General features: G+C 70.7%; 17 protein-coding genes. 10 read left to right on the forward strand and 7 right to left on the reverse strand.

Going from position 1 to position 18,900, the window contains the following annotated elements:
- Positions 1-2 precede the first annotated feature (2 nt).
- Complete coding sequence (locus BCD49_RS10090) at positions 3-293, forward strand: DUF1330 domain-containing protein (protein WP_007509884.1); 291 nt, start codon at positions 3-5, stop codon at positions 291-293.
- Positions 294-466: 173 nt separating this feature from the next.
- Here BCD49_RS10090 and BCD49_RS10095 read toward each other — a convergent pair whose 3' ends face one another.
- The 5 genes from BCD49_RS10095 to BCD49_RS10115 all read right to left on the reverse strand — a co-directional run bounded on the left by BCD49_RS10095 (position 467) and on the right by BCD49_RS10115 (position 5,747).
- On the reverse strand, positions 467-658 hold the full coding sequence (locus tag BCD49_RS10095) for a ferredoxin (RefSeq protein WP_007509882.1): 192 nt from the start codon (positions 656-658) through the stop codon (positions 467-469).
- Positions 655-1,950 (reverse strand): cytochrome P450, encoded by a 1,296-nt coding sequence (locus BCD49_RS10100; protein ID WP_071041418.1) that lies wholly within the window; start codon positions 1,948-1,950, stop codon positions 655-657. Before BCD49_RS10100 ends, BCD49_RS10095 begins: the two co-directional genes overlap by 4 nt.
- A gap of 237 nt (positions 1,951-2,187) precedes the next feature.
- Entirely contained in the window at positions 2,188-3,639 is a 1,452-nt protein-coding gene (locus tag BCD49_RS10105) for an aldehyde dehydrogenase (protein WP_007509878.1), read from the reverse strand.
- Between the two features lie 160 nt (positions 3,640-3,799).
- The gene (locus BCD49_RS10110; RefSeq protein ID WP_007509876.1) at positions 3,800-4,720 is read right to left on the reverse strand and encodes an HpcH/HpaI aldolase/citrate lyase family protein; all 921 of its coding nucleotides are present in this window, start codon (positions 4,718-4,720) and stop codon (positions 3,800-3,802) included.
- A 58-nt stretch (positions 4,721-4,778) separates the two neighbouring features.
- Positions 4,779-5,747, reverse strand: a complete 969-nt coding sequence (locus tag BCD49_RS10115) for a TIGR03621 family F420-dependent LLM class oxidoreductase (RefSeq protein WP_027141084.1) — start codon at positions 5,745-5,747, stop codon at positions 4,779-4,781.
- Between the two features lie 312 nt (positions 5,748-6,059).
- Here BCD49_RS10115 and BCD49_RS10120 point away from each other — a divergent pair, with 312 nt between their 5' ends.
- The 6 genes from BCD49_RS10120 (at position 6,060) to BCD49_RS10145 (ending at position 12,408) form a co-directional block, all read left to right on the forward strand.
- Positions 6,060-7,250, forward strand: a complete 1,191-nt coding sequence (locus BCD49_RS10120) for a CaiB/BaiF CoA transferase family protein (RefSeq protein WP_071041419.1) — start codon at positions 6,060-6,062, stop codon at positions 7,248-7,250.
- A 176-nt stretch (positions 7,251-7,426) separates the two neighbouring features.
- On the forward strand, positions 7,427-8,722 hold the full coding sequence (locus BCD49_RS10125) for an aromatic ring-hydroxylating oxygenase subunit alpha (RefSeq protein WP_071041420.1): 1,296 nt from the start codon (positions 7,427-7,429) through the stop codon (positions 8,720-8,722).
- A gap of 14 nt (positions 8,723-8,736) precedes the next feature.
- Positions 8,737-9,078 (forward strand): hypothetical protein, encoded by a 342-nt coding sequence (locus tag BCD49_RS10130; protein WP_007509867.1) that lies wholly within the window; start codon positions 8,737-8,739, stop codon positions 9,076-9,078.
- Between the two features lie 22 nt (positions 9,079-9,100).
- Positions 9,101-9,937, forward strand: a complete 837-nt coding sequence (locus BCD49_RS10135) for a TauD/TfdA dioxygenase family protein (RefSeq protein WP_007509865.1) — start codon at positions 9,101-9,103, stop codon at positions 9,935-9,937.
- 127 nt (positions 9,938-10,064) lie between these two features.
- Complete coding sequence (locus BCD49_RS10140; protein WP_007509863.1) at positions 10,065-10,820, forward strand: SDR family NAD(P)-dependent oxidoreductase; 756 nt, start codon at positions 10,065-10,067, stop codon at positions 10,818-10,820.
- Between the two features lie 166 nt (positions 10,821-10,986).
- Complete coding sequence (locus tag BCD49_RS10145) at positions 10,987-12,408, forward strand: carboxylesterase/lipase family protein (protein ID WP_007509857.1); 1,422 nt, start codon at positions 10,987-10,989, stop codon at positions 12,406-12,408.
- A 325-nt stretch (positions 12,409-12,733) separates the two neighbouring features.
- On the opposite strand, the gene BCD49_RS10150 is transcribed toward BCD49_RS10145, so the two are convergent.
- Positions 12,734-14,140 carry an aldehyde dehydrogenase family protein gene (locus tag BCD49_RS10150; RefSeq protein ID WP_007509856.1) on the reverse strand — a complete coding sequence of 469 codons (1,407 nt, stop codon included), beginning with the start codon at positions 14,138-14,140 and terminating at the stop codon, positions 12,734-12,736.
- Between the two features lie 173 nt (positions 14,141-14,313).
- Here BCD49_RS10150 and BCD49_RS10155 point away from each other — a divergent pair, with 173 nt between their 5' ends.
- From BCD49_RS10155 to BCD49_RS10165, 3 genes are all read left to right on the forward strand, one after another.
- A complete protein-coding gene (locus BCD49_RS10155) occupies positions 14,314-15,612 on the forward strand; it encodes an acyl-CoA dehydrogenase family protein (RefSeq protein ID WP_007509854.1) in 1,299 nt (432 codons plus the stop codon).
- A complete protein-coding gene (locus BCD49_RS10160; RefSeq protein ID WP_007509852.1) occupies positions 15,605-16,714 on the forward strand; it encodes a phosphotransferase family protein in 1,110 nt (369 codons plus the stop codon). The genes BCD49_RS10155 and BCD49_RS10160 overlap by 8 nt, the downstream gene beginning before the upstream one ends.
- Before the next feature lie 484 nt (positions 16,715-17,198).
- Positions 17,199-18,386 (forward strand): cytochrome P450, encoded by a 1,188-nt coding sequence (locus BCD49_RS10165; protein ID WP_007509850.1) that lies wholly within the window; start codon positions 17,199-17,201, stop codon positions 18,384-18,386.
- 111 nt (positions 18,387-18,497) lie between these two features.
- On the opposite strand, the gene BCD49_RS10170 is transcribed toward BCD49_RS10165, so the two are convergent.
- Positions 18,498-18,878 carry a PIN domain-containing protein gene (locus tag BCD49_RS10170; RefSeq protein WP_157845277.1) on the reverse strand — a complete coding sequence of 127 codons (381 nt, stop codon included), beginning with the start codon at positions 18,876-18,878 and terminating at the stop codon, positions 18,498-18,500.
- Between the last annotated feature and the right edge of the window lie 22 nt (positions 18,879-18,900).

Genomic DNA, 18,900 nt, shown 5'->3' on the forward strand with positions numbered 1-18,900 from the left:
CCATGCCGAAGGCGTATGTCGTGTTCACCGAGGCGATCAATGACCCGGATGGGATGGCCGAGTACGGGAAGCTCGCGGGGGCCTCGTTCGCGGGTGTCGCCGCGCGGCCGCTCGCCGTCGGACCGGCCACCGAGGTTCTCGAGGGCGAGTGGCACGGCGACCAGACGGTCATCCTCGAGTTCGACTCGGTCGAGGAGGCCAAGGCCTGGTACACGTCCGAGGCCTATGCCAAGGCGATCCCGCTGCGCCAGGCCGCCGCGGACTGCAACGCGGCGATCATCACCGGGTTCTGAGACGTAGAGCCGCCGCTGAGACGACGAAGAGCGCCGACGGGCGGCCCGGCCCTGGGCGTCGGGCTGGGCGACCCTGGTGGTCCGGCGGTCTGGTGGTTCGGTGGTCTGGCCGATGACGACGAACGGGCGGTGGTGGGCCTGAGCCCACCACCGCCCGTCGACGCGTCGGCGTCCTACTCGACGGTGATGGCGCGCTCGGGGCAGTGGCCCGCGACGTTGCGGACCTCCGCCTCGAGATCCGCCGGCACCTCTTCCACCAGGACCTCGCCGTAGCCGTCGTCGCTGATGCCGAACACCGCCGGGCACTCCGCCGCGCAGACGCCGTGCCCACGGCAGATGTCCTCGTCGATGAAGACCTTCATCATGCCTCGCTCGGGTTCTCCGCCGGGGTGAACTCCAGGCTCAGATACCCGAGGCCGCGCAGGATAAAGGTCGGGAGGTACCGGTACTTGCGGGCGTCCGCGGGGCCGTGGACGGCCTCGTCGACGCGGATGTCGCTGGTGCGGGCCAGCAGCCGCTCGATCGCGACCCGGGCCTCGGCGCGGGCGAGCGGGGCGCCGGGGCAGGTGTGGATGCCGCGGCCGAACGCGATGTGGTGGCGGGAGTTCGGCCGGTTGATGTCGAACTTGTCCGCGTCCTCGAAGTGCCGCGGGTCGCGGTTGGCCGCGCCGTTGACCACCATCAGCGTGGCGCCGGCGGGGATGTCGACGCCGCCCACCGTCGTCGGCACCTTGGCGAGCCRGAAGTCGCCCTTGATCGGGCTCTCCGTCCGCAGCGTCTCCTCGAGGAAGTTCGAGATCAGGCCGGGCTCGGCGCGCAGCCTGGCCTGCAGCTCGGGGTCCTCGGCGATCAGCTTGCCCGCGGTGCTGACGAGGCGGACGGTGGTCTCCTGGCCGGCCGAGAACAGGTTCGCCGCGACCCGCACGGCGTCCATCACCTCGGGCGTCGACCCGTCGGGGAACGTCGCCTGCGCGAGCCCGGTGAGCACGTCGCCGCGGGGTTCCTTGCGGCGGTCCTCGATGTAGACCTTGAACTTCTCGTAGAGGAACTCCAGCGGGGAGTGCGAGAGCGACTCGCCGCTGGTGCCGCCGATGGTGCCGCTGGCGGCCCGGTTCAGGTGGTCGACGAACTCGGCGTGGTCCTCCTCCGGGACACCGAGCAGGTCGGCGATGACCAGGAGGGCCAGTGGCCCGGCGAAGTCGCCGATGAACTCGCCCTTGCCGCCCTCCAGAAGGCTGTCGAGGAGCCGGTCGGTGATGACACCCATCCACTCCTCGTTCTCGCGGAGGCGCTTAGGAGTGATCATCTTCATCAGTAGCGCGCGATGGTCGGTGTGCAGCGGCGGGTCCATCGTCGGCAGCTGGTCGAAGAACGGGAGCGAGTCGCGATGCTGCGCGATCAGCTCGGCGACGTCGTCGCGACCCTCGATTGGTACCGGGAATCCCGGGAACGGGCCGGTCACCGAGGTGCACGATGAGAAGTTCTCGCTGTCCTGCAGGACCTCGATGCCTTCGTCGTAGCCGGTGACCATCACGACGTTGTGGTGCGGCTCCCGGTGCACGGGGCACTTGGACCGAAGCTCGTCGAAGTACGGGTACGGGTCCTCGACAAGCTCCTTGCCGAGGAAGAAGTCCAACGACTCGAGGTCGTTCGCCACCTGAAGGCTCCCTTCAACACCGCGACGCCGGCCGGGCGCGGGACCTGTTTCTCCGCCGTCGGAGGGGGCAACGGCGTTGAAAAGTGCTGAGAGCAGCATTCTCGGCTAACGGAAGCTGCTATCCCAACCTACCGTACGACGCCCGCGCGGCAGGCGTGTCCGGGGACGCGTCCGGGACCGAGATGACCACGGCCGGCCGGCCTGGCACCGTCCGGCCGTGGTCTGGCGCCGCGCTGGTTACCGGCTGGCGGCGACCGAGATCGACTTGGAGTCGAGGAAGCCCTCGATGCCCTCCTTGCCCAGCTCGCGGCCGATGCCGGAGGCCTTCACGCCGCCGAACGGCGCCGCCGGGTCCATGCTGTAGGCCTCGTTGACGCCGAAGGTGCCGCTGCGCACCCGCCGGGCGACCCCGAGGCCGCGCTCGACGTCCGCCGTCCACACCGAGCCGGACAGGCCGTACTCGGTCGCGTCGGCGATCCGGACCGCCTCGGCCTCGTCGGTGTAGGGGATGACGGACAGGACCGGGCCGAAGATCTCCTCCTGCGCGATGCGCATGGAGTTGTCGACGTCGGCGAACAGGGTCGGCCGGATGTACCAGCCACGGTCGACGCCGGCGGGCAGGTCGGCGCCGCCGGCGACGAGCCGGGCGCCCTCCTTCTGGCCGAGCTCGATGTAGCCGCGGACCCGCTCCTGCTGGCGCTGGGCGACCAGCGGGCCGACCGCGGTGGCGGGGTCGGTCGGGTCGCCGGTGGGCAGCGAGGAGACCATGGTGGCGAGCGCGTCGACGTACTCGGCGTAGCGCGACCGGGGGACCAGCACCCGGGTCTGGGCGACGCAGGCCTGGCCGCTGTTCATCAGGCCGGCGACCTCGACGCCCTTGGCCATCGCCGCCGGGTCGGCGTCGTCGAGCACGACGGCGGCGGACTTGCCGCCCAGCTCCAGGCCGACCCGCTTGAGGTTCGCCCCGCAGGCGGCGGCGACCTTGCGGCCGGCGGCGGTGGAGCCGGTGAACGAGACCTTGTCGATCCCCGGGTGCGAGACCAGGTACTCGCCGATCTCCCGCCCGGCGGGCAGGATGCTCACGACACCCGGCGGGATGTCGGCCCGCTCCAGCAGGCCGGCGAGCCAGTACGCGTCCAGCGGCGTCTCCGGCGACGGCTTCAGCACGACCGAGCAGCCGGCGAGCAGCGCGGGGATCAGCTTGCCGATCGTCAGGTGCATAGGCATGTTCCACGGGACGATCGCGCCGACGACGCCGACCGGCTCCTTGCGCACCAGGATGTCCTGGCCGTAGAAGCCGGGACGCGTCTCCTCCCAGACGAGGTTCTCGGCGATGCCCGCGAAGGCGTTCATCATGAACATCGGGATGGCGACGTGCCCGACCTTGGCGAAGCTGATCGGCGCGCCCATCTCGGCGGTGATCAGGCTGGCGAGCTCGGCGCGGCCCGGCTTGTAGAGCGCCGCGAGCCGGCGGATGGCCGCGACCCGCTCCGCCGGGTCCAGGCGGGGCCAGGGGCCCTCGTCGAACGCCGTCCGCGCGGCGGCCACCGCCTTGTCGACGTCGGCCGGGGTCGGCTCGGCGATCGTGGCGATGACCTCCTCGGTGGCCGGGGAGATGACGTCGAACGTGTCCGGGCCACTCGGCGCGACCCACTCGCCGCCGATGAACAGACGATCCTGAACCTGCATGGTTCCTCCGGTTACCCTTCGCTTCCTGCTGCCGGTCGCGCGGTAGGGCGCCTTACTACTGCCTTCTTGCACTGTGCGTCGGGTTGGCCTGAAGCGGCGGTTGCGCTCGGGTCGGGTTGCCTGGCGGCCCTGGGCTGAGGGGCGGGTTGGTTCCGGTGGTCTAGACCTCGTCGACGAGTCCGGCGAGCGACGCCCGGTGCAGCACGTTGGCGGCCAGGCGCATGTGGGCGGCGTCGACGAGCCGGCCGTCGCGCCCGATCGCGCCGACCCCGTCGCGCTCGGAGGCGCGGTAGACCTCGATCGAGTCGCGGGCCTCGGCGATCTGCGCCGCCGTGGGGGCGAAGACCTCGTTCGCGATGGGCACCTGGGACGGGTGGATCGCCCACTTGCCGTCGTAGCCGAGCAGGCTCGCGTGCGTCGCGGCCCGGCGGTAGCCGTCGGGGTCCTTGTACGCGGGGTAGGGCGCGTCGATCGCGTCGATGCCGGCGCCACGGGCCGCCGCGAGCACCTGCACGCGGGCGAAGTGCCAGAAGTCGCCGGGGTAGTCGCCGAGCGGGTCGAAGTTGCCGTTCACCCGGGCGTGCAGCGACGCCGACAGGTCACCGGCGCCGAAGATGATGGCCTCCAGCCGGGGGCTGGCCTTGGCGATCTCGGCCGCGTTCGACAGGCCCTCGGCCTCCTCGATGAGCACCTCGAGGCCGATCCGCCGGCGCAGGCCGAGCTTGGTCTCCAGCTGGGTGAGCAGGACGTCGACCCACCAGACGTCGCGGGCCGAGCGCGCCTTGGGCACGATCAGGACGTCGACGGCCTCGCGGGCACCGGTGACGATCTCGATGATGTCGTCGTGACACCACTCGGTGTCCAGTCCGTTGACGCGGACGGCGCGGACCGTGTGGCCCCAGTCCTGGCCAATGAGCGCCTTGACGGCGATGCCTCGGGCGGACGCCTTCGCGGCCGGCGCGCAGGCGTCCTCCAGGTCGAGGAAGACCAGGTCGGCCCCGGACGAGCCGGCCTTCATGCACATCTTCTCGCTGCTGGCCGGCGTCGCCAGCTCCGAGCGGCGGGCGCGCGGTTCGCGCACGGGTCCTCCTGTGATCCTGGCCGGCCGGGTCGGGCTGCCCGCCGGTCGGCGCTGAAGGCTACTTACCGGCGAGCTGGGCGGCGATCGGCGCGAAGCTCTCGAGCTGGTCGGACTGGATGGTCACGTAGTTGATGCCGAAGGCCTCGCGGCGCGCGAGCAGCTGGTCGGCCACCTCGTCGGGGGTGCCGACGAGCACGTTCGGATGCGCGGCGGTCACGTCCGGCGTGGTCTTCATCCACCCGGCCAGCTTCTCGAACACCGCCGCCTTGTCCGTGGTGATCTCGGAGAAATACGGTGAGCCCTCGATGTCGAGCTCGCCCACGCGCTCGGGCGCGGCCGACCGGACGTAGTCGACCCGGCGGGCGAGCTCCTCGGCCGGGGTCAGCCCCGCGTCGTTGACGGCGGTGAAGTGCACGTTGGAGATGCTGACGATGTCCGCCTCGCGGGCGGCGAACGAGAGCACACGCTTCTTGGCGCCGCCGATCATGATCGGCGGGCGCGGCTGCTGCACGGGCGCCGGCAGGCCGCGGTAGCCGGAGACGTTGACGTGGTCGCCCTTGATCTCGATCGGCTCGCCGGACCAGTGGGCCTTGGCCAGGGCGACGACCTCGACGAGCTTGTCGATGCGCCGCGGCGCCGGGGCGAAGGTGAGGCCCATGGCCTCGTACTCGGCCCCGTTCCAACCCGCCCCGATGCCGAACTCGAGCCGGCCRTCGGACAGCAGGTCGATYGTCGCCGCCTCCTTCACCAGCGCGGCCGGCACGTGGTAGTCGACGCAGAAGACCCGGCAGCCGACCCGCAGGGAGGTGGTCACCGCGGCGGCGGCGGTCATCGCGGCGATCGGGGCCAGGTGCTGCGGCGGCATGCTCGCCGCCCGCGCCACGGGGCCGGGGCCCAGGTAGTGGTCGGCCACGAAGAGCGTCGAGTACCCGAGGTCCTCCGCCTTCCGGGCCAGGTCGCGCCACGCGGTACCAGACGCTGCCTTGGTGCCCTGGACGGCGAAGCGGAACGGACGGACCATTGGCATGCCCTGATTATACGATGCTCGCAGGACTATAGGACGCCCTACGATTTGTGGTAACGTCGCTCTCGCCAGCGTACGCTGATCGTTCTCATCAAGACGAGCAGATCATTCTCGTCTGAGAGACGACCGTTCTTCTGGAGGGCGTGATGACGGGAGCCCCGCCCTCGTGGCGCGCCCGCCCGGGCGCCGTGGTCCGCCTCCGCGACCGGCCCGGGTGGTGCCGGAAGAGTGGAGGGYGTCCCCGCGCCTCACCCTGATCCGGCCGGTAACCCGATCTTCGATCTCGCCCGCCCGTCTCGTCAGAAGGTCCACGGCATGCATGCGCTCGACGGAGTCAAGGTCCTCGATCTCGGCACCTTCCTGGCCGGCCCGTTCTGCGCCACGGTGCTGGGTGAGTTCGGCGCCGAGGTCGTCAAGGTCGAGCGCCCCGGCGTCGGCGACCACCTGCGCCGGTTCGGCAGTGACACGGAGTGTGGCGACACGCTCGTCTGGCTGTCGGAGGCACGCAACAAGCGGTCGGTGACGATCAATTTCGCCGACCCGCGCGGCCGGGAGCTGCTCCGCGAGCTGATCGCCTGGGCCGACATCGTCATCGAGAACTTCCGGCCTGGCGTCATGGAGAAGCTGGGTCTGGACTTCCCGGCGATCCAGGAGATCAACCCCGCCGCGATCCTGCTGCGGGTGTCCGCCTACGGGCAGTCGGGCCCGCTGCGGGACCTGCCGGGCTTCGCCCGCATCGCGCACGCGTTCTCGGGCCTGGCCTATCTCGCCGGCGAGCCGGACGGCATCCCGGTGACGCCCGGCTCCACCTCGCTCGCCGACTACATGTCTGGCATGTACGGCGTCATCGGGGTGCTGATGGCGMTGCGAGCCAGGGAGACCACCGGGCGCGGCCAGGTCGTCGACATCGCGCTGTTCGAGACGATCTTCCGGGCGCTGGACGAATTGGCGCCGGCCTACCAGAAGAACGGCTATGTCCGGGAGCGGATGGGCGCTGACACGGTGAACGTCGTGCCGCACAGCCACTACCGGACCGCCGACGGCCACTTCGTGGCGATCGCCTGCTCGCACGACGACATGTTCGCGAGGCTGGCGCGGGCGATGGGCCGGYCGGAGCTGTCCGCCCCCGACGTCTTCGGGCCGAAGCAGAACCGGCTGGCGGCCCGCGACGTGGTCAACAAGCTGGTTACCGACTGGGTCGGCTCCCTGTCGTGCGACGAGGTCGTGGCCCGCTGCCGGGCGGCCGAGGTGCCGGCCGGCAAGCTTTACTCGATCGCCGACATCTTCGACGACGAGCAGTACCAGCACCGCGGGACGATCACGGTGGAGGAGTCCCGGATCGGACCGCTCGCGGTGCCGGGAGTGATTCCGGCGCTGTCCGAGACCCCGGGCGAGATCCGCTGGCTCGGCCCGGAGCTCGGCGAGCACACCGACGCGGTGCTCGGCCAGATCCTCGGCCGCTCGGCCGACGAGATCGCCCAGCTGCGCGCGGACGGCGTCGTCTGATGGCTCCCGCCACGTCTCGGCTGCTTCAACCTGACGCCGTCGCGTCGCGTCGTTCACGCGCCGTCCCCGTCAGATCCACATCCACATTCTGATCATCACAGCATCGCAGCTCGCAGCACCGCTGATCGGTGCCGGAGTCCATCCGGTCCGAGATCATCCCTGGAGGGGGTGGAGAAATGTCCAGCATCGAGAAACTGGCGACGGGCCGGGCCAAGTACACGCTGGATTACCCGGAGCTTGGTACCGGGCCAGTCAGCTACGAGGACTCGATCTCAGAGGAGTTCTACCAGGCTGAGCATGAGGCGATCTTCAGGCGGACCTGGCTGAAGGTCGGCCGGGTCGAGCAGCTGCCGCGCAACGGCACCTTCTTCACCCGCGAGTTCAAGGGCCTTGGCTCGATCGTGATCAGCCGGCACACCGACGGCGAGATCTACGCGCTGCACAACGTCTGCGCGCACCGCGGCAACAAGGTCGTGTGGCAGGAGCACCCGGGCGAGGAGTCCAAGGGCTCCGYCCGCCAGTTCCAGTGCAAGTACCACGGCTGGCGCTACGGGCTCGACGGCAAGTGCAGCTACGTCACGAAGCGCGACCAGTTCTTCGACTCACTGCCCGAGGACGGGCTGGGAATGCCGCAGCTGCGCTGCGAGGTGCTGGCCGGGTTCATCTTCGTGAACTTCAGCCAGGACGCCCCGACGCTGCGGGACTTCCTCGGCGAGAAGCTGGTCACCGAGCTCGAGGCGTGGCCGTTCGAGAAGTTCACCAACCACTGGGGCTTCAAGACCCTCATCAAGGGCAACTGGAAGATCGGGATCGACGCCCTGTTGGAGTGGTACCACCCGGCGTACGTTCACGGGCGGTTCCTCAACGCCGACATGTCGAAGGCGGAGAAGCTCGTCCCGCCGATGGACTCGTACCACTACGACCTGTTCGCCCCGCACATGCTGACCTCGGTGCCCGGCCCGCCGCCGCTGAAGAAGCGGACGCGGTCCGTCGGCCCGGCCCAGCGCGACCAGGACTGGGTCTACCGGCTGTTCCGCGGTGGCATCTTCGGCCCGGACGACCTGCCGGAGGACATCGACTACCTGACCCCGGAGCGCAACCCGGGCAACGTCCAGTACTGGAGCAACGACCAGTACTGGCTGTTCCCGAACCTGTCGATCCAGCTGTGGCACCGCGGGTACTACATCACCTACCAGTACATCCCGGAGTCGGTCGGCACGCACTCGTACGAGGTCGACATCTACTTCCCGGAGCCGAAGAACGTCACCGAGCGGCTCGGCCAGGAACTGGTGGTCGACAGCACGATCGAGTTCGCGATGCAGGACACGAACACGGTGGAGGCGACCTGGTCGGCGCTGAACAACCGCGCGCTGGGCACGTTCCACCTGTCCGACATGGAGCTGATGATTCGCCAGTTCCACCACGTCGTCCGGGAAGCCGTCGCCGCTTACCAGGCCGGTAAAGAGAAGTAGAAGGAGCCCACGAGATGAGCACCACGACGGGCACCTTGCCCGAGAAGTTCGGCGTCCTCGAGCCCTGGGTCGAGGACTGGGCGCTGGCGTCGCGGCCCGAGCGGTATGCGAAGCGGCTGACGAAGACCATCGACGAGCTGGGCGAGTTCTACGACGCGATCGCGCCGCTCGCCGAGGAGGCGATCGCCTACCTCGACTCGTTCGACGTGAACGACCTGCCCGAGGCGGAGACCCGGCTGCTGCACCTGCTCTACTCGATGATCATGGTCTCGTATCCGGTGAACATCTTCAAGCAGCCTCGCATCCCGGACTCCGGAGCGGCGTTCTTCAACGCCACCGTCGAACCCGCCATCTGAGCGGGCCAGGGGCGAACGCGCGATGAGTGTCACCAGGACGCAGATCACGCCGACCACCGGCGTCGAGATCGTCGGGCTGACCGGCGGCGCGCTGCTCGATCCGGCGGTCGCCGCGGACACGCTCGCGGCCCTCGACGAGCGGGGCGTCGTGATCTTCCGGGAGGCGAACGTCACCGACGACGAGCTGGTGGCGCTCAGCCGCCTGCTCGGCGACGTCGTGCCGCCGGCGCGCGGCGCGGTCGAGGGGCACCCGGAGGTTCAGGCGATCACCCGTGACGCGTCGAAGAGCAAGATGGCGGCGTACCGCGAGGCGACGTTCTGGTGGCACTTCGACGGCGCGACCGACACCGTGCCGGACAAGTGCACGCTGCTGACCGCGCGGGAGATCTCCCATGACGACGACGGCGACACCGAGTTCGCCAACGTCTACGCCGCCTACGACGCCCTCCCCGACGACGAGAAGGCGGGGCTCGCGGGGGTGCGGGTGGTGCACAGCTTCGCGGCGTCGCAGCTGCGCGTCTACCCAAGCCCCTCGGAACGGGAGCGGGCGTCCTGGGACCGGATCCCGTCCCGGGAACACCCGCTCGTCTGGCACCGGCGCAGCGGCCGGCGGTCGCTGCTGCTCGGCGCGACCGCCGGCGAGGTGGTCGGCCGGCCGGCCGACGAGGGGGAGTCGCTGCTCGACCGGCTGCTCACCTGGGCGGCACAGCCCCAGTTTGTGGTACGCCACAAGTGGCGGCGAGGCGACCTCGTCATCTGGGACAACACGGGGATGTTGCACCGGGCGCTGCCCTACGGCGAGACCTCCAGCCGGCTGATGCACCGCACGTCGATCGCCGGCGACGAGGCCATCTCCTAGTCGCCGTCGCCGCACATCCGGACGGGTGCCCGCGGGCGACCGGCCGCCGCGCGGCGGCCGGTCGCCCGCGGGCACTCGGTTCACGGGCTGACCAGGGCACATTCAGGACCAAAGGAGGTTCGGCACAGTGACCGAGCAGCGGACGGCGCTTGTGACCGGCAGTGGGTCGGGCATCGGGCGGGCCATCGCCCATCGGCTCGCCGCGGACGGCTTCGCGGTCGCCATCCTGGACCTCAACGCCGACGCGGCCAAGAAGGTCGCCGAGGAGATCGGTGAGGCGGGGAACGAGGCCGTCGCCTTCGGCGGGGTCGACGTGTCGAGCCGCGAGCAGGTGAACGCGGCCGTCGAGAGCATCCGGGCCTCGATGGGTCCGGTCCTCGCGCTGGTGAACAACGCGGGCATCACCGGCTTCCGGGAGTTCCTGAAGATCAGTGACGCGTCCTGGGACAAGACCATCGCGGTCAACCTGTCCGGGCCCTTCTACCTCACCCAGGCGGTGCTGCCCGACATGATCGCGGCGCACTGGGGCCGGATCGTGAACATCTCGTCGTCGAGCGCCCAGGGCGGCCAGCAGTACATGACGCACTACGTCGCCTCGAAGGCCGGCCTCATCGGCATGACGAAGGCGCTCGCGCTGGAGTTCGGCCCCGAGGGGATCACCGTCAACACGATCCCGCCGGGCTTCGTCGACACGCCCATGCTGCGCGAGTCGGAGCGGCGCGGCATGTTGGGCGGGGGCGTCGACGACCACGCCGAGAAGACCCCGGTCCGCCGGGCGGGTAAGCCGGAGGACATCGCGGCGGCCACCTCGTTCCTGTGCCGCGACGAGGCCAGCTACATCACCGGCCAGATCATCGGCGTCAACGGCGGCCGCAACACCTAGGCCGGCGGCCGGCCGCTGGCCGCCGCGAGCCTCCGTCGGCCTCGGTCGGCCGGTCCAGGAATGCCCGACCGGTCGCGTATTTCGGCATTGCCCGGAAACGGCGGCGCAGCACGGCAGAATCGGGTCAAGAGGCGGACGGCCGTCGGCCCGGGACTGGGGGTGGCCTGTGCCGACCAAGGGGCCGACCGTCTTAACCACGCACGGAACCGTCAGCGGCGCCATCACCGACACCGGGATCCACGTCTTCAAGGGGATTCCGTACGCGGCCCCGATCGGCGGCCCGGCCCGGTTCGCGGCGCCGGCGGAGCCGGAACCCTGGGAAGGGACCCGGGAGGCGACCCACTTCGGCCCCGGCGTGCCCCAGCCGGCGTTCGTCGGCGCGCCGGACCCGTTGTGGCGGCCCGGCGACGGCGACGACTGCCTCACCGTCAACGTGTGGACGCCCGACCCGGGCGGCGCCGGCCTGCCGGTGCTGGTCTGGCTCTACGGCGGCGCGTTCATCATCGGCTCGACGGCCCAGCCCGGCTACGACGGGGCGACGCTCGCCGGCGCCGGGACCGTCGTCGTGAGCCTCAACTACCGCGTCGGCCTCGAGGGCTTCGGCCGGCTGCCCGGCCGGCCGGACAACCGCTGGCTTCTCGACCAGCTGGCCGCGCTGCGCTGGGTCCAGGACAACGTCGCCCGGTTCGGCGGCGACCCGGGCAACGTCACGATCTTCGGCCAGTCGGCCGGCGCCACGGCGGTCGCCTGCCTGACCGCGGCGGACGCCGGGCGCGGCCTGTTCCGCCGGGCGATCGCGCAGAGCGTCGCCGGCGTCGTGCTGACCCAGGATGAGGCGACGGCGGTCACGGAACGCATCGCCGCGACGCTGGGCGTGCCGGCGACGGCGGAGGGACTCGCCGGGGTGGCGCCGGAGGCCATCCACGTCGCCCAGGCCGTCCCCGGCGAGGTCACGCCGTACGCGCCGATCCTCGACGGGGAGCTGGTGCTGGGCCTGCCGTGGGAACGGTTACGCGTCGAGGTCGACCTGCTGGTCGGCTTCACGTGCGACGAGTTCCGGTTCTTCACCCTGCTGGAAGGCCTGAAGGAGGCCGATCCGGCCGCGACCGCCGAACGCGCCGGTCTGCCCGCCACCGCCGTGGCCGACTACCGCGCCGTCCACCCCGGCATCTCGGACCTCGACCTGCACACGCTGATCATGTCGGACCGCACGTTCCGGATGCCGTCGCTGTGGTGCGCCCGCCGCCACCCCGGCCGCGCGTTCGGCTACGAGTTCACCTGGCCGTCGCCGGCGTTCGGCGGGGTGCTCGGCTCCTGCCACGCCGTGGACGTCCCGCTGACCTTCGGCAACCTCGCCGGTGGGATGGCCGACCTGCTGCTCGGCGTGCCCACGCCGGCGGAGGCCGTGGTGCTCTCGAAGGAGATCCGCAGGGCCTGGGTCGCCTTCGCCACCGACGGCGACCCGGGCTGGCCCGAGTTCGGCTCCGCCGGCCCGGCCGGCCTCGCCCGCCGTTTCGACGTCCCGACCTCCCTCATCACCGACCCAGAAGCGGCCTCCCGCAGTATCTGGGAACCAGTCCTCGGCTGACCCCTTAAACCAAGCCACGCCCCGCGGCCCCGGCTCCCGCCATCTCCGCGCACCATCTTTTTCCTTTTCGCCGTCCAGCCGACCCTCCGAGCCGACCGCTGGGCGGGCGGCGACGACGGAATCAAGATCAGTCAGACGTTTCGCGCCGCCGGTGCCGCGCGGCGTCTGACTGATCTGCGCGGCACTCCGGCCGAGGTGGCGTCTGACTGATCTGCCCGCCGCACCGGCCGGGGCGGCGTCCGCGCGGCCTGCTCGCCGCCCCGGCCGACGACCGAGCCTGCCCGTTGGTGGGGCTGGCCCGGCCGTCAGCCAGGTCCGGCTGTCGTCATTTCTTGGCGCGGTACTGGACCTGGATCTCGGTGAAGCCGGCGAGGCCCCAGGGGCCGTTCTCGACGCCGAGGCCGCTCCACTTGAACCCGCCGAAGGGCTGGTGCGGGCCGAGGGCGACGTGGGTGTTGACCCAGGCGGTGCCGCAGTCGAGTTGTTCGGCGACCCCGGCGGCCCGGTCGGGGTCGGCCGACCAGACCGAGCCTGAGAGGCCGTACATGGTGGCGTTGGCGCGGGCGACGACCTCGTCGACGTCGCGGTAGGAGATCACCGGGAGCGCCGGGCCGAACTGCTCCTCGTCGACGATGCGGGTGCCCTCGGCGGCGCCGGTCAGGACGGTCGGTGCGAAGAAGTAGCCGGGGCCGTCGATCGGTGCGCCGCCGGTGGCCGCCTTCGCGCCGCCGGCGAGCGCGTCGGCGACGAGGCCGGACACCCGCTCGAACTGGGGTCGGTTCTGGACCGGGCCGAGTTCGGAGGCCGGGTCCATGCCGTCGCCGACCTTGACCCGCGCGACGCGGGCCGCCAGCGCGTCGACGACGTCGTCGTACAGGGACTCGGGGACGTAGAGGCGCTTGATGGCCGAGCAGACCTGGCCGTTGTTGTCGAAGGCGCCACGGAAGAGCTTCTCGGTGATGACGGCCGGGTCGGCGTCGTCGAGCACGATCGCGGCGTCGTTGCCGCCGAGTTCGAGGGTGACCCTTTTGAGGTCGGGGGCGGCGGCGGTGGCGATGTGCTTGCCGGTGGCGACGGACCCGGTGAAGCTGATCTTGCGGGGGGTGGGGTGGGCGGTCATCCACCTGCCGAGTTCGTCGCCGCCGGAGACGACGTTCAGGACGCCCGGGGGGAGGACCTCGGCGAGGATCTCGCCCATCAGCAGGGTGCTGCGGGGCGTGAACGGTGAGGGCTTGAGGACCATCGTGTTGCCGGCGAGCAGCGCGGGGCCGATCTTCCACGCCGACAGCACGATCGGGAAGTTCCACGGGGTGATCGCGGCGACGACGCCGACGGGGCGGCGGACGACCTCGGCGTAGGCGCGGGCGTCGTCCTGGATGACCTCGCGGCCGACCTCCAGGTCGGCGAAGTACTTCAGCCACATGCTGGCGGCGAACGGCTCCATCTTCGCGGCCTTCAGCGGCTTGCCCTGCTCGGCGGTGAGGACCGGGCCGATCCGGTCCGCGGCCGCGGCGAGCCGTGCCGAGGCCTCCCGCAGTGCGGTGCGGCGGGCGGTCTCGTCCTTGCGCCAGTCGGGGAAGGCCTTGGCGGCGGCGTCGAACGCCTCGTCGAGCTGCTCGCGGGAGCAGTCGGGCGCGTCGGCGTGGACCGCGCCGGTCGCGGGGTTGACGACGCCGAAGGTCGACGGGGCGGCCCGGCGCTCCCCGCCGATGATCATTGAAACATCGGACATGAGTTCCTCCGCATCTGGCACTGGAGCGCCGGCCCGTGCCACTGAAACTGTGTTGAAATCTGACTAACGTGCGCGCTGGTCGTGCGTCAACCGACGAGCGGCACCGCCGGCGTCCGGCACAAGCTTCGGCTTCCTCGGAGGGGCTCGAGGTCTGACACGGCGAGGGAGTGCGCATGGGATGGGACTTCGAGACGGACGCCGATTTCCAGGCGGAGCTCGACTGGATCGACGAGTTCGTGCGCCAGGAGGTGCAGCCGGTCGATCTGGTGGTCACGAACGCGCGGGACCTACGTGATCCGCTACGCCGGGAACTGATCCCGCCGCTTCAGGAGAAGGTACGCGAACGTGGCCTTTGGGCCTGCCATCTCGGCCCGGCGCTGGGCGGCCCGGGATACGGGCAGCTCAAGCTGGCGCTCATGCACGAGATCCTGGGCCGGTCGCACGCCGCGCCGGTGGTGTTCGGCTGCCAGGCGCCCGACTCGGGCAACGCGGAGGTCCTCGCCCGCTACGGCACCGACGAGCTCAGGAAGCGCTACCTCGAGCCGCTCGTCGCGGGCGAGATCATGTCCTCCTTCTCGATGACCGAGCCGGGCGGCGGCAGCGACCCGACCCAGTTCGTCACCCGGGCCGAGCTCGACGGTGACCAGTGGGTGATCAACGGCGAGAAGTGGTTCTCCAGCCACGCCCGCTACGCGTCGTTCCTCATCGTGCTCGCGGTCACCGATCCCGACGCGGCACCGCACCGCCGCCAGTCGATGTTCGTCGTCCCGGCTGAGACCGCGGGAGTCACGATCCTGCGCAACGTCGGCGTCGCGGGCCACGAGGAGATGGAAGGGGCGCACGCGTACATCCGCTACCAGGACGTGCGGGTGCCGGCCGACCATCTGCTCGGCGAGCGCGGGCAGGGCTTCGCCGTCGCGCAGACCCGGCTCGGCGGCGGCCGCGTCCACCACGCGATGCGGACCGTCGGGCTGGTGCGCGAGGCGTTCGCGATGATGTGCGAGCGGGCGCTGAGCCGGTTCACCAAGGGGGAGCCGCTCGCCCGCAAGCAGCTCGTGCAGGCGATGATCGCCGACTCGTGGATCGAGATCGAGCAGTTCCGGTTGCTCGTGCTGCGCACCGCCTGGCGGATCGACCGCTACGACGACTACGACCGCGTGCGCGCCGACATTCACGCGGTGAAGGCTGCGATGCCGAAGGTCCTGCACGACGTCGCCGCGCGGGCGGTGCAGATCCATGGCTCGCTGGGAATCTCCAACGAGATGCCGTTCGGCGCCTGGGTGCTGGAAAGCTTCCAGATGGGGCTCGCCGACGGCCCGACGGAGGTCCACCGGACCGCGCTCGCGCGTACGTTGCTGGCGCAGTTCGAGCCGGCCGCGGGCCCCTTCCCGTCGGGGCACCTGCCGGCGCGCCGGGCCGCCGCGCGCGAACGGTTCGCCGAGCAGATCGAGCGGGCCGTCCACGGTGACTGAACCGCCCGCGCCGGGGATCCCGCCCGCGCCCGGGATCCCACCCGAGGTCGCCCCCGTCCGCCCCGGCCAGGAGCTGGACTGGGCCGGGATCCGGGACTACCTGGCTCCGCGGCTCGGCGTCGACGAGCCGATGGAGGTGGCGCAGTTCCCGAACGGCTCGGCCAACCTCACCTACCTCGTCCGGTTCGGCGACCGGCGTTTCGTCCTGCGGCGCCCGCCGTTCGGCGTCCTGGCGCCGGGAGCGCACGACATGCGCCGGGAGCACCGGGTGCTCTCCCGGCTGTGGCGGGTCTACGACCGCGCGCCGCGCGCATTCCTGTTCTGCGACGACCCGGACGTCGCCGGCAGCGACTTTCTTGTCTCCGAGTACCGTCCCGGCACCGTGGTGTGGGGCGTGATCCCGCCCGAGCTGGGTGGGCGCGCCGGGGCGCACCAACTGGGGCTCGCGACCGTCGACGCGCTCGCGGACCTGCACGCGGTCGACCCCGCCGGCTGCGACCTGGACCGGCTCGGACGTCCGGACGGTTTTCTCGAGCGGCAGCTGGCCGGCTGGCGCGACCGCTGGGGGCGGGTCGCGACATGGGCCGATCCGGCGCACGACGCCGCGATGACGCGGACCGCCGACCTGCTGTCCCGCCACCTGCCGGCCAGCCAGGCCGCGGCGCTCGTGCACAACGACTTCAAAGTCAACAACTGCCAGTTCCGGCCCGGGCACCCCGAGCGGGTCGCGTCCGTCTTCGACTGGGACATGGCGACGCTCGCCGACCCGCTGGTCGACCTGGGCACCCTGCTGAACTACTGGCCCGACCCGGCCGACACGGACGACGACCACGCCATCCACGACCCGGGCATGGACACGCTCGGCCTGCCTACCCGCGCCGAGGTCATCGACCGTTACGCCGCGCGCAGCGACCTCGACCTGGCCGCCGTCGCCTGGTATGAGGCGTTCGCCTGCTGGCGGGTCGCCGTCATCCGCCAGCAGCTCTACGCCCGCTATGCCCGCGGCGAGTCGACGGATGAACGTATGGCGTCCCGCGGCGAAACCGTCAGAATGCTCGCCCGCCGCGCCCTGCGGATCCTGACCGAAAACCGGCCCGCCTGAAGGTGCCGCATTGATGGATGCGTCGCGATTGGTACGGCCTAACGGCGGAGATCCACGCCGAGGTGGGCTCCTCGGCCGGAAAGCGGGGCCACCGGCGGGATCGAACTCCGTGTCCGTCCTGGTGAGCCGGCGTCGCGGGGTTCAGACCTCCCGCGGCGTCTTGGGCGTAGCGAATGGGACTGTCCGGGCCGTTGCCGATGGACGACAGTTTTGGGCGCCGCCMGCGCGATCGCCCAGGTCATCCGTCGCGCCGCACGCGGAGGGTAGGCGCGATGTGTCACGAGGTGAGACGCCGGGCGTGTGGGGCGACGTCCTCTTTGAAATGTTGTCGTGACGTAGTTCGGCCGGCGGGATTAGAAATGCGGTGTGACGCACCACCCACCAGGCCTCGCCGCCGCCGCCTGGAGGGATCTCCGTCGCCGACTATGCTCCGATTTGGTCGAGGTAAATACCAATTATAATCACGGTGGCGAGGGTTTCGGCTGTGCGCGATCTGTACTGGGACCCATTTGACAAGGCGATCGACGTCGACCCGTATCCGGTCTGGCGTCGACTGCGCGACGAGGCGCCCGTTTACCGCAACGACCGGCTCGACTTCTACGCGCTGTCACGGCACGAGGATGTCGACGCCGCCCACCGCGACCCGGCGACCTTCAGCTCCGTCTACGGCACGGTGCTGGAGATCATGAGTTCGGAGCCGATGGACACCGGATTCATGATCTTCAAGGACCCGCCGGCGCACACCGCGATCCGGCTGTTGGTCTCCCGGGCCTTCACCCCGCGGCGCATCGCCGAGCTGGAGCCCTACATCCGGTCGGTGTCCGCAGAGCTGCTCGACCCGCACCTCGGCTCCGCCGGCTTCGACTACGTCCAGGAGTTCTCGGCCCAGCTGCCGTCGAGGGTCATGTCCGAGCTGCTCGGCGTCGAGGAGGCCGACCGCGAGGAGATTCGTCGGACGATCGACCAGGCGTTTCACATCGACGAGAACAAGGGCATCGTCAACGACATCTCGTTCGGCGCCCAGATCAAGCTGTACGACTACTTCGGCGACGCGATCGAGTCCCGCCGTGCGAACCCACGCGACGACATGATGACCGCCCTGGTCGAGGCCGAGATGCGCACCGAGGACGGCGGCACCCGCCGGCTGACCAGCGAGGAGGCGACGGACTTCGCCTGCCTGCTCGTCAGCACCGGGACCGAGACCGTCGCCCGGCTGGTCGGCTGGGCCGGCCTCATCCTCGCCGAGAACCCGGAGGCGCGCGCGGACCTCGCCGAGGACCCGGGACTGATCCCGAACGCCGTCGAGGAGCTGCTGCGCTACGCCGCGCCGTCGGCGGTGCAGGGCCGCACCGCCCTGCGCGACGTCGAGCTGCACGGCGTGACGATCCCGGCGAAGTCCAAGGTGCTGCTGCTGACCGCGTCCGCCGGCCGCGACGAACGCAGGTTCCCCGACCCAGACCGGTTCGACATCCGCCGCAAGGTCGACGGCCACGTCTCCCTCGGCCATGGCATCCACTTCTGCCTCGGCGCGGCGCTTGCCCGGATGGAGACGCGCGTCGCGCTGGAGGAGACGCTGCGCCGCTTCCCGAAGTGGGAGATCGACCGGGGTGGCGTCGAGATGCTGCACACCAGCACAGTCCGCGGCCACAAGCACCTGCCCATCACCCTGTAGACGCCGTACGGCCGTGGTCACCCGTCTCGCGCGACCGGCTCTGCCTACGCTCGCCACGACGGGCGCAGGCAGAGCCGGGGAGAACGCCGCGTACGACCCGGGAAGACGGGGTCATGCAGCCGCCACTCGTATCCGTGAGTCGTCCGCGGCAAGTGCTGTGATGTCACGGGGATCGCTCGTCATTATCACCACTGAGCCGGCGCCCGCGACACGTTGCGCGGTCGCCACCACCATGGCGTCCACTGCCGTGCCGCCACCGGCGAGCAACCTGCCGGCCTCCCGCGCGAGCGGTTCGTCGAGCGGATGGACATCGCTGACGGACTTCAACACGCGGTTGACGGCGGTATCTCGCCGCTGATTGCCGCGGACGAGCTCGGTGATGACGGGAGCGGGAACCCAGACCTGAGACTGCTCACGCAGAGCGGCGGCGAGCATCGTTCGCGCCGTCTTGTCGAGCCGGGACAACGCGATCACCGCACCGGTGTCGAGCACGAACGGGATACCGAGTGGGCCG

The sequence above is a fragment of the Pseudofrankia sp. EUN1h genome, assembly GCF_001854645.1.
Classification (GTDB): Bacteria; Actinomycetota; Actinomycetes; order Frankiales; family Frankiaceae; genus Pseudofrankia; species Pseudofrankia saprophytica.

What these genes read in the sequence shown, in the direction of transcription:
- BCD49_RS10090 (WP_007509884.1), top strand. Translation starts at nt 3, where the DNA reads ATGCCGAAGGCGTATGTCGTGTTCACCGAGGCGATCAATGACCCGGAT.
- BCD49_RS10095 (WP_007509882.1), bottom strand. Translation starts at nt 658, where the DNA reads ATGATGAAGGTCTTCATCGACGAGGACATCTGCCGTGGGCACGGCGTC.
- BCD49_RS10105 (WP_007509878.1), bottom strand. Translation starts at nt 3,639, where the DNA reads ATGCAGGTTCAGGATCGTCTGTTCATCGGCGGCGAGTGGGTCGCGCCG.
- BCD49_RS10130 (WP_007509867.1), top strand. Translation starts at nt 8,737, where the DNA reads ATGAGCACCACGACGGGCACCTTGCCCGAGAAGTTCGGCGTCCTCGAG.
- BCD49_RS10135 (WP_007509865.1), top strand. Translation starts at nt 9,101, where the DNA reads ATGAGTGTCACCAGGACGCAGATCACGCCGACCACCGGCGTCGAGATC.
- BCD49_RS10150 (WP_007509856.1), bottom strand. Translation starts at nt 14,140, where the DNA reads ATGTCCGATGTTTCAATGATCATCGGCGGGGAGCGCCGGGCCGCCCCG.
- BCD49_RS10155 (WP_007509854.1), top strand. Translation starts at nt 14,314, where the DNA reads ATGGGATGGGACTTCGAGACGGACGCCGATTTCCAGGCGGAGCTCGAC.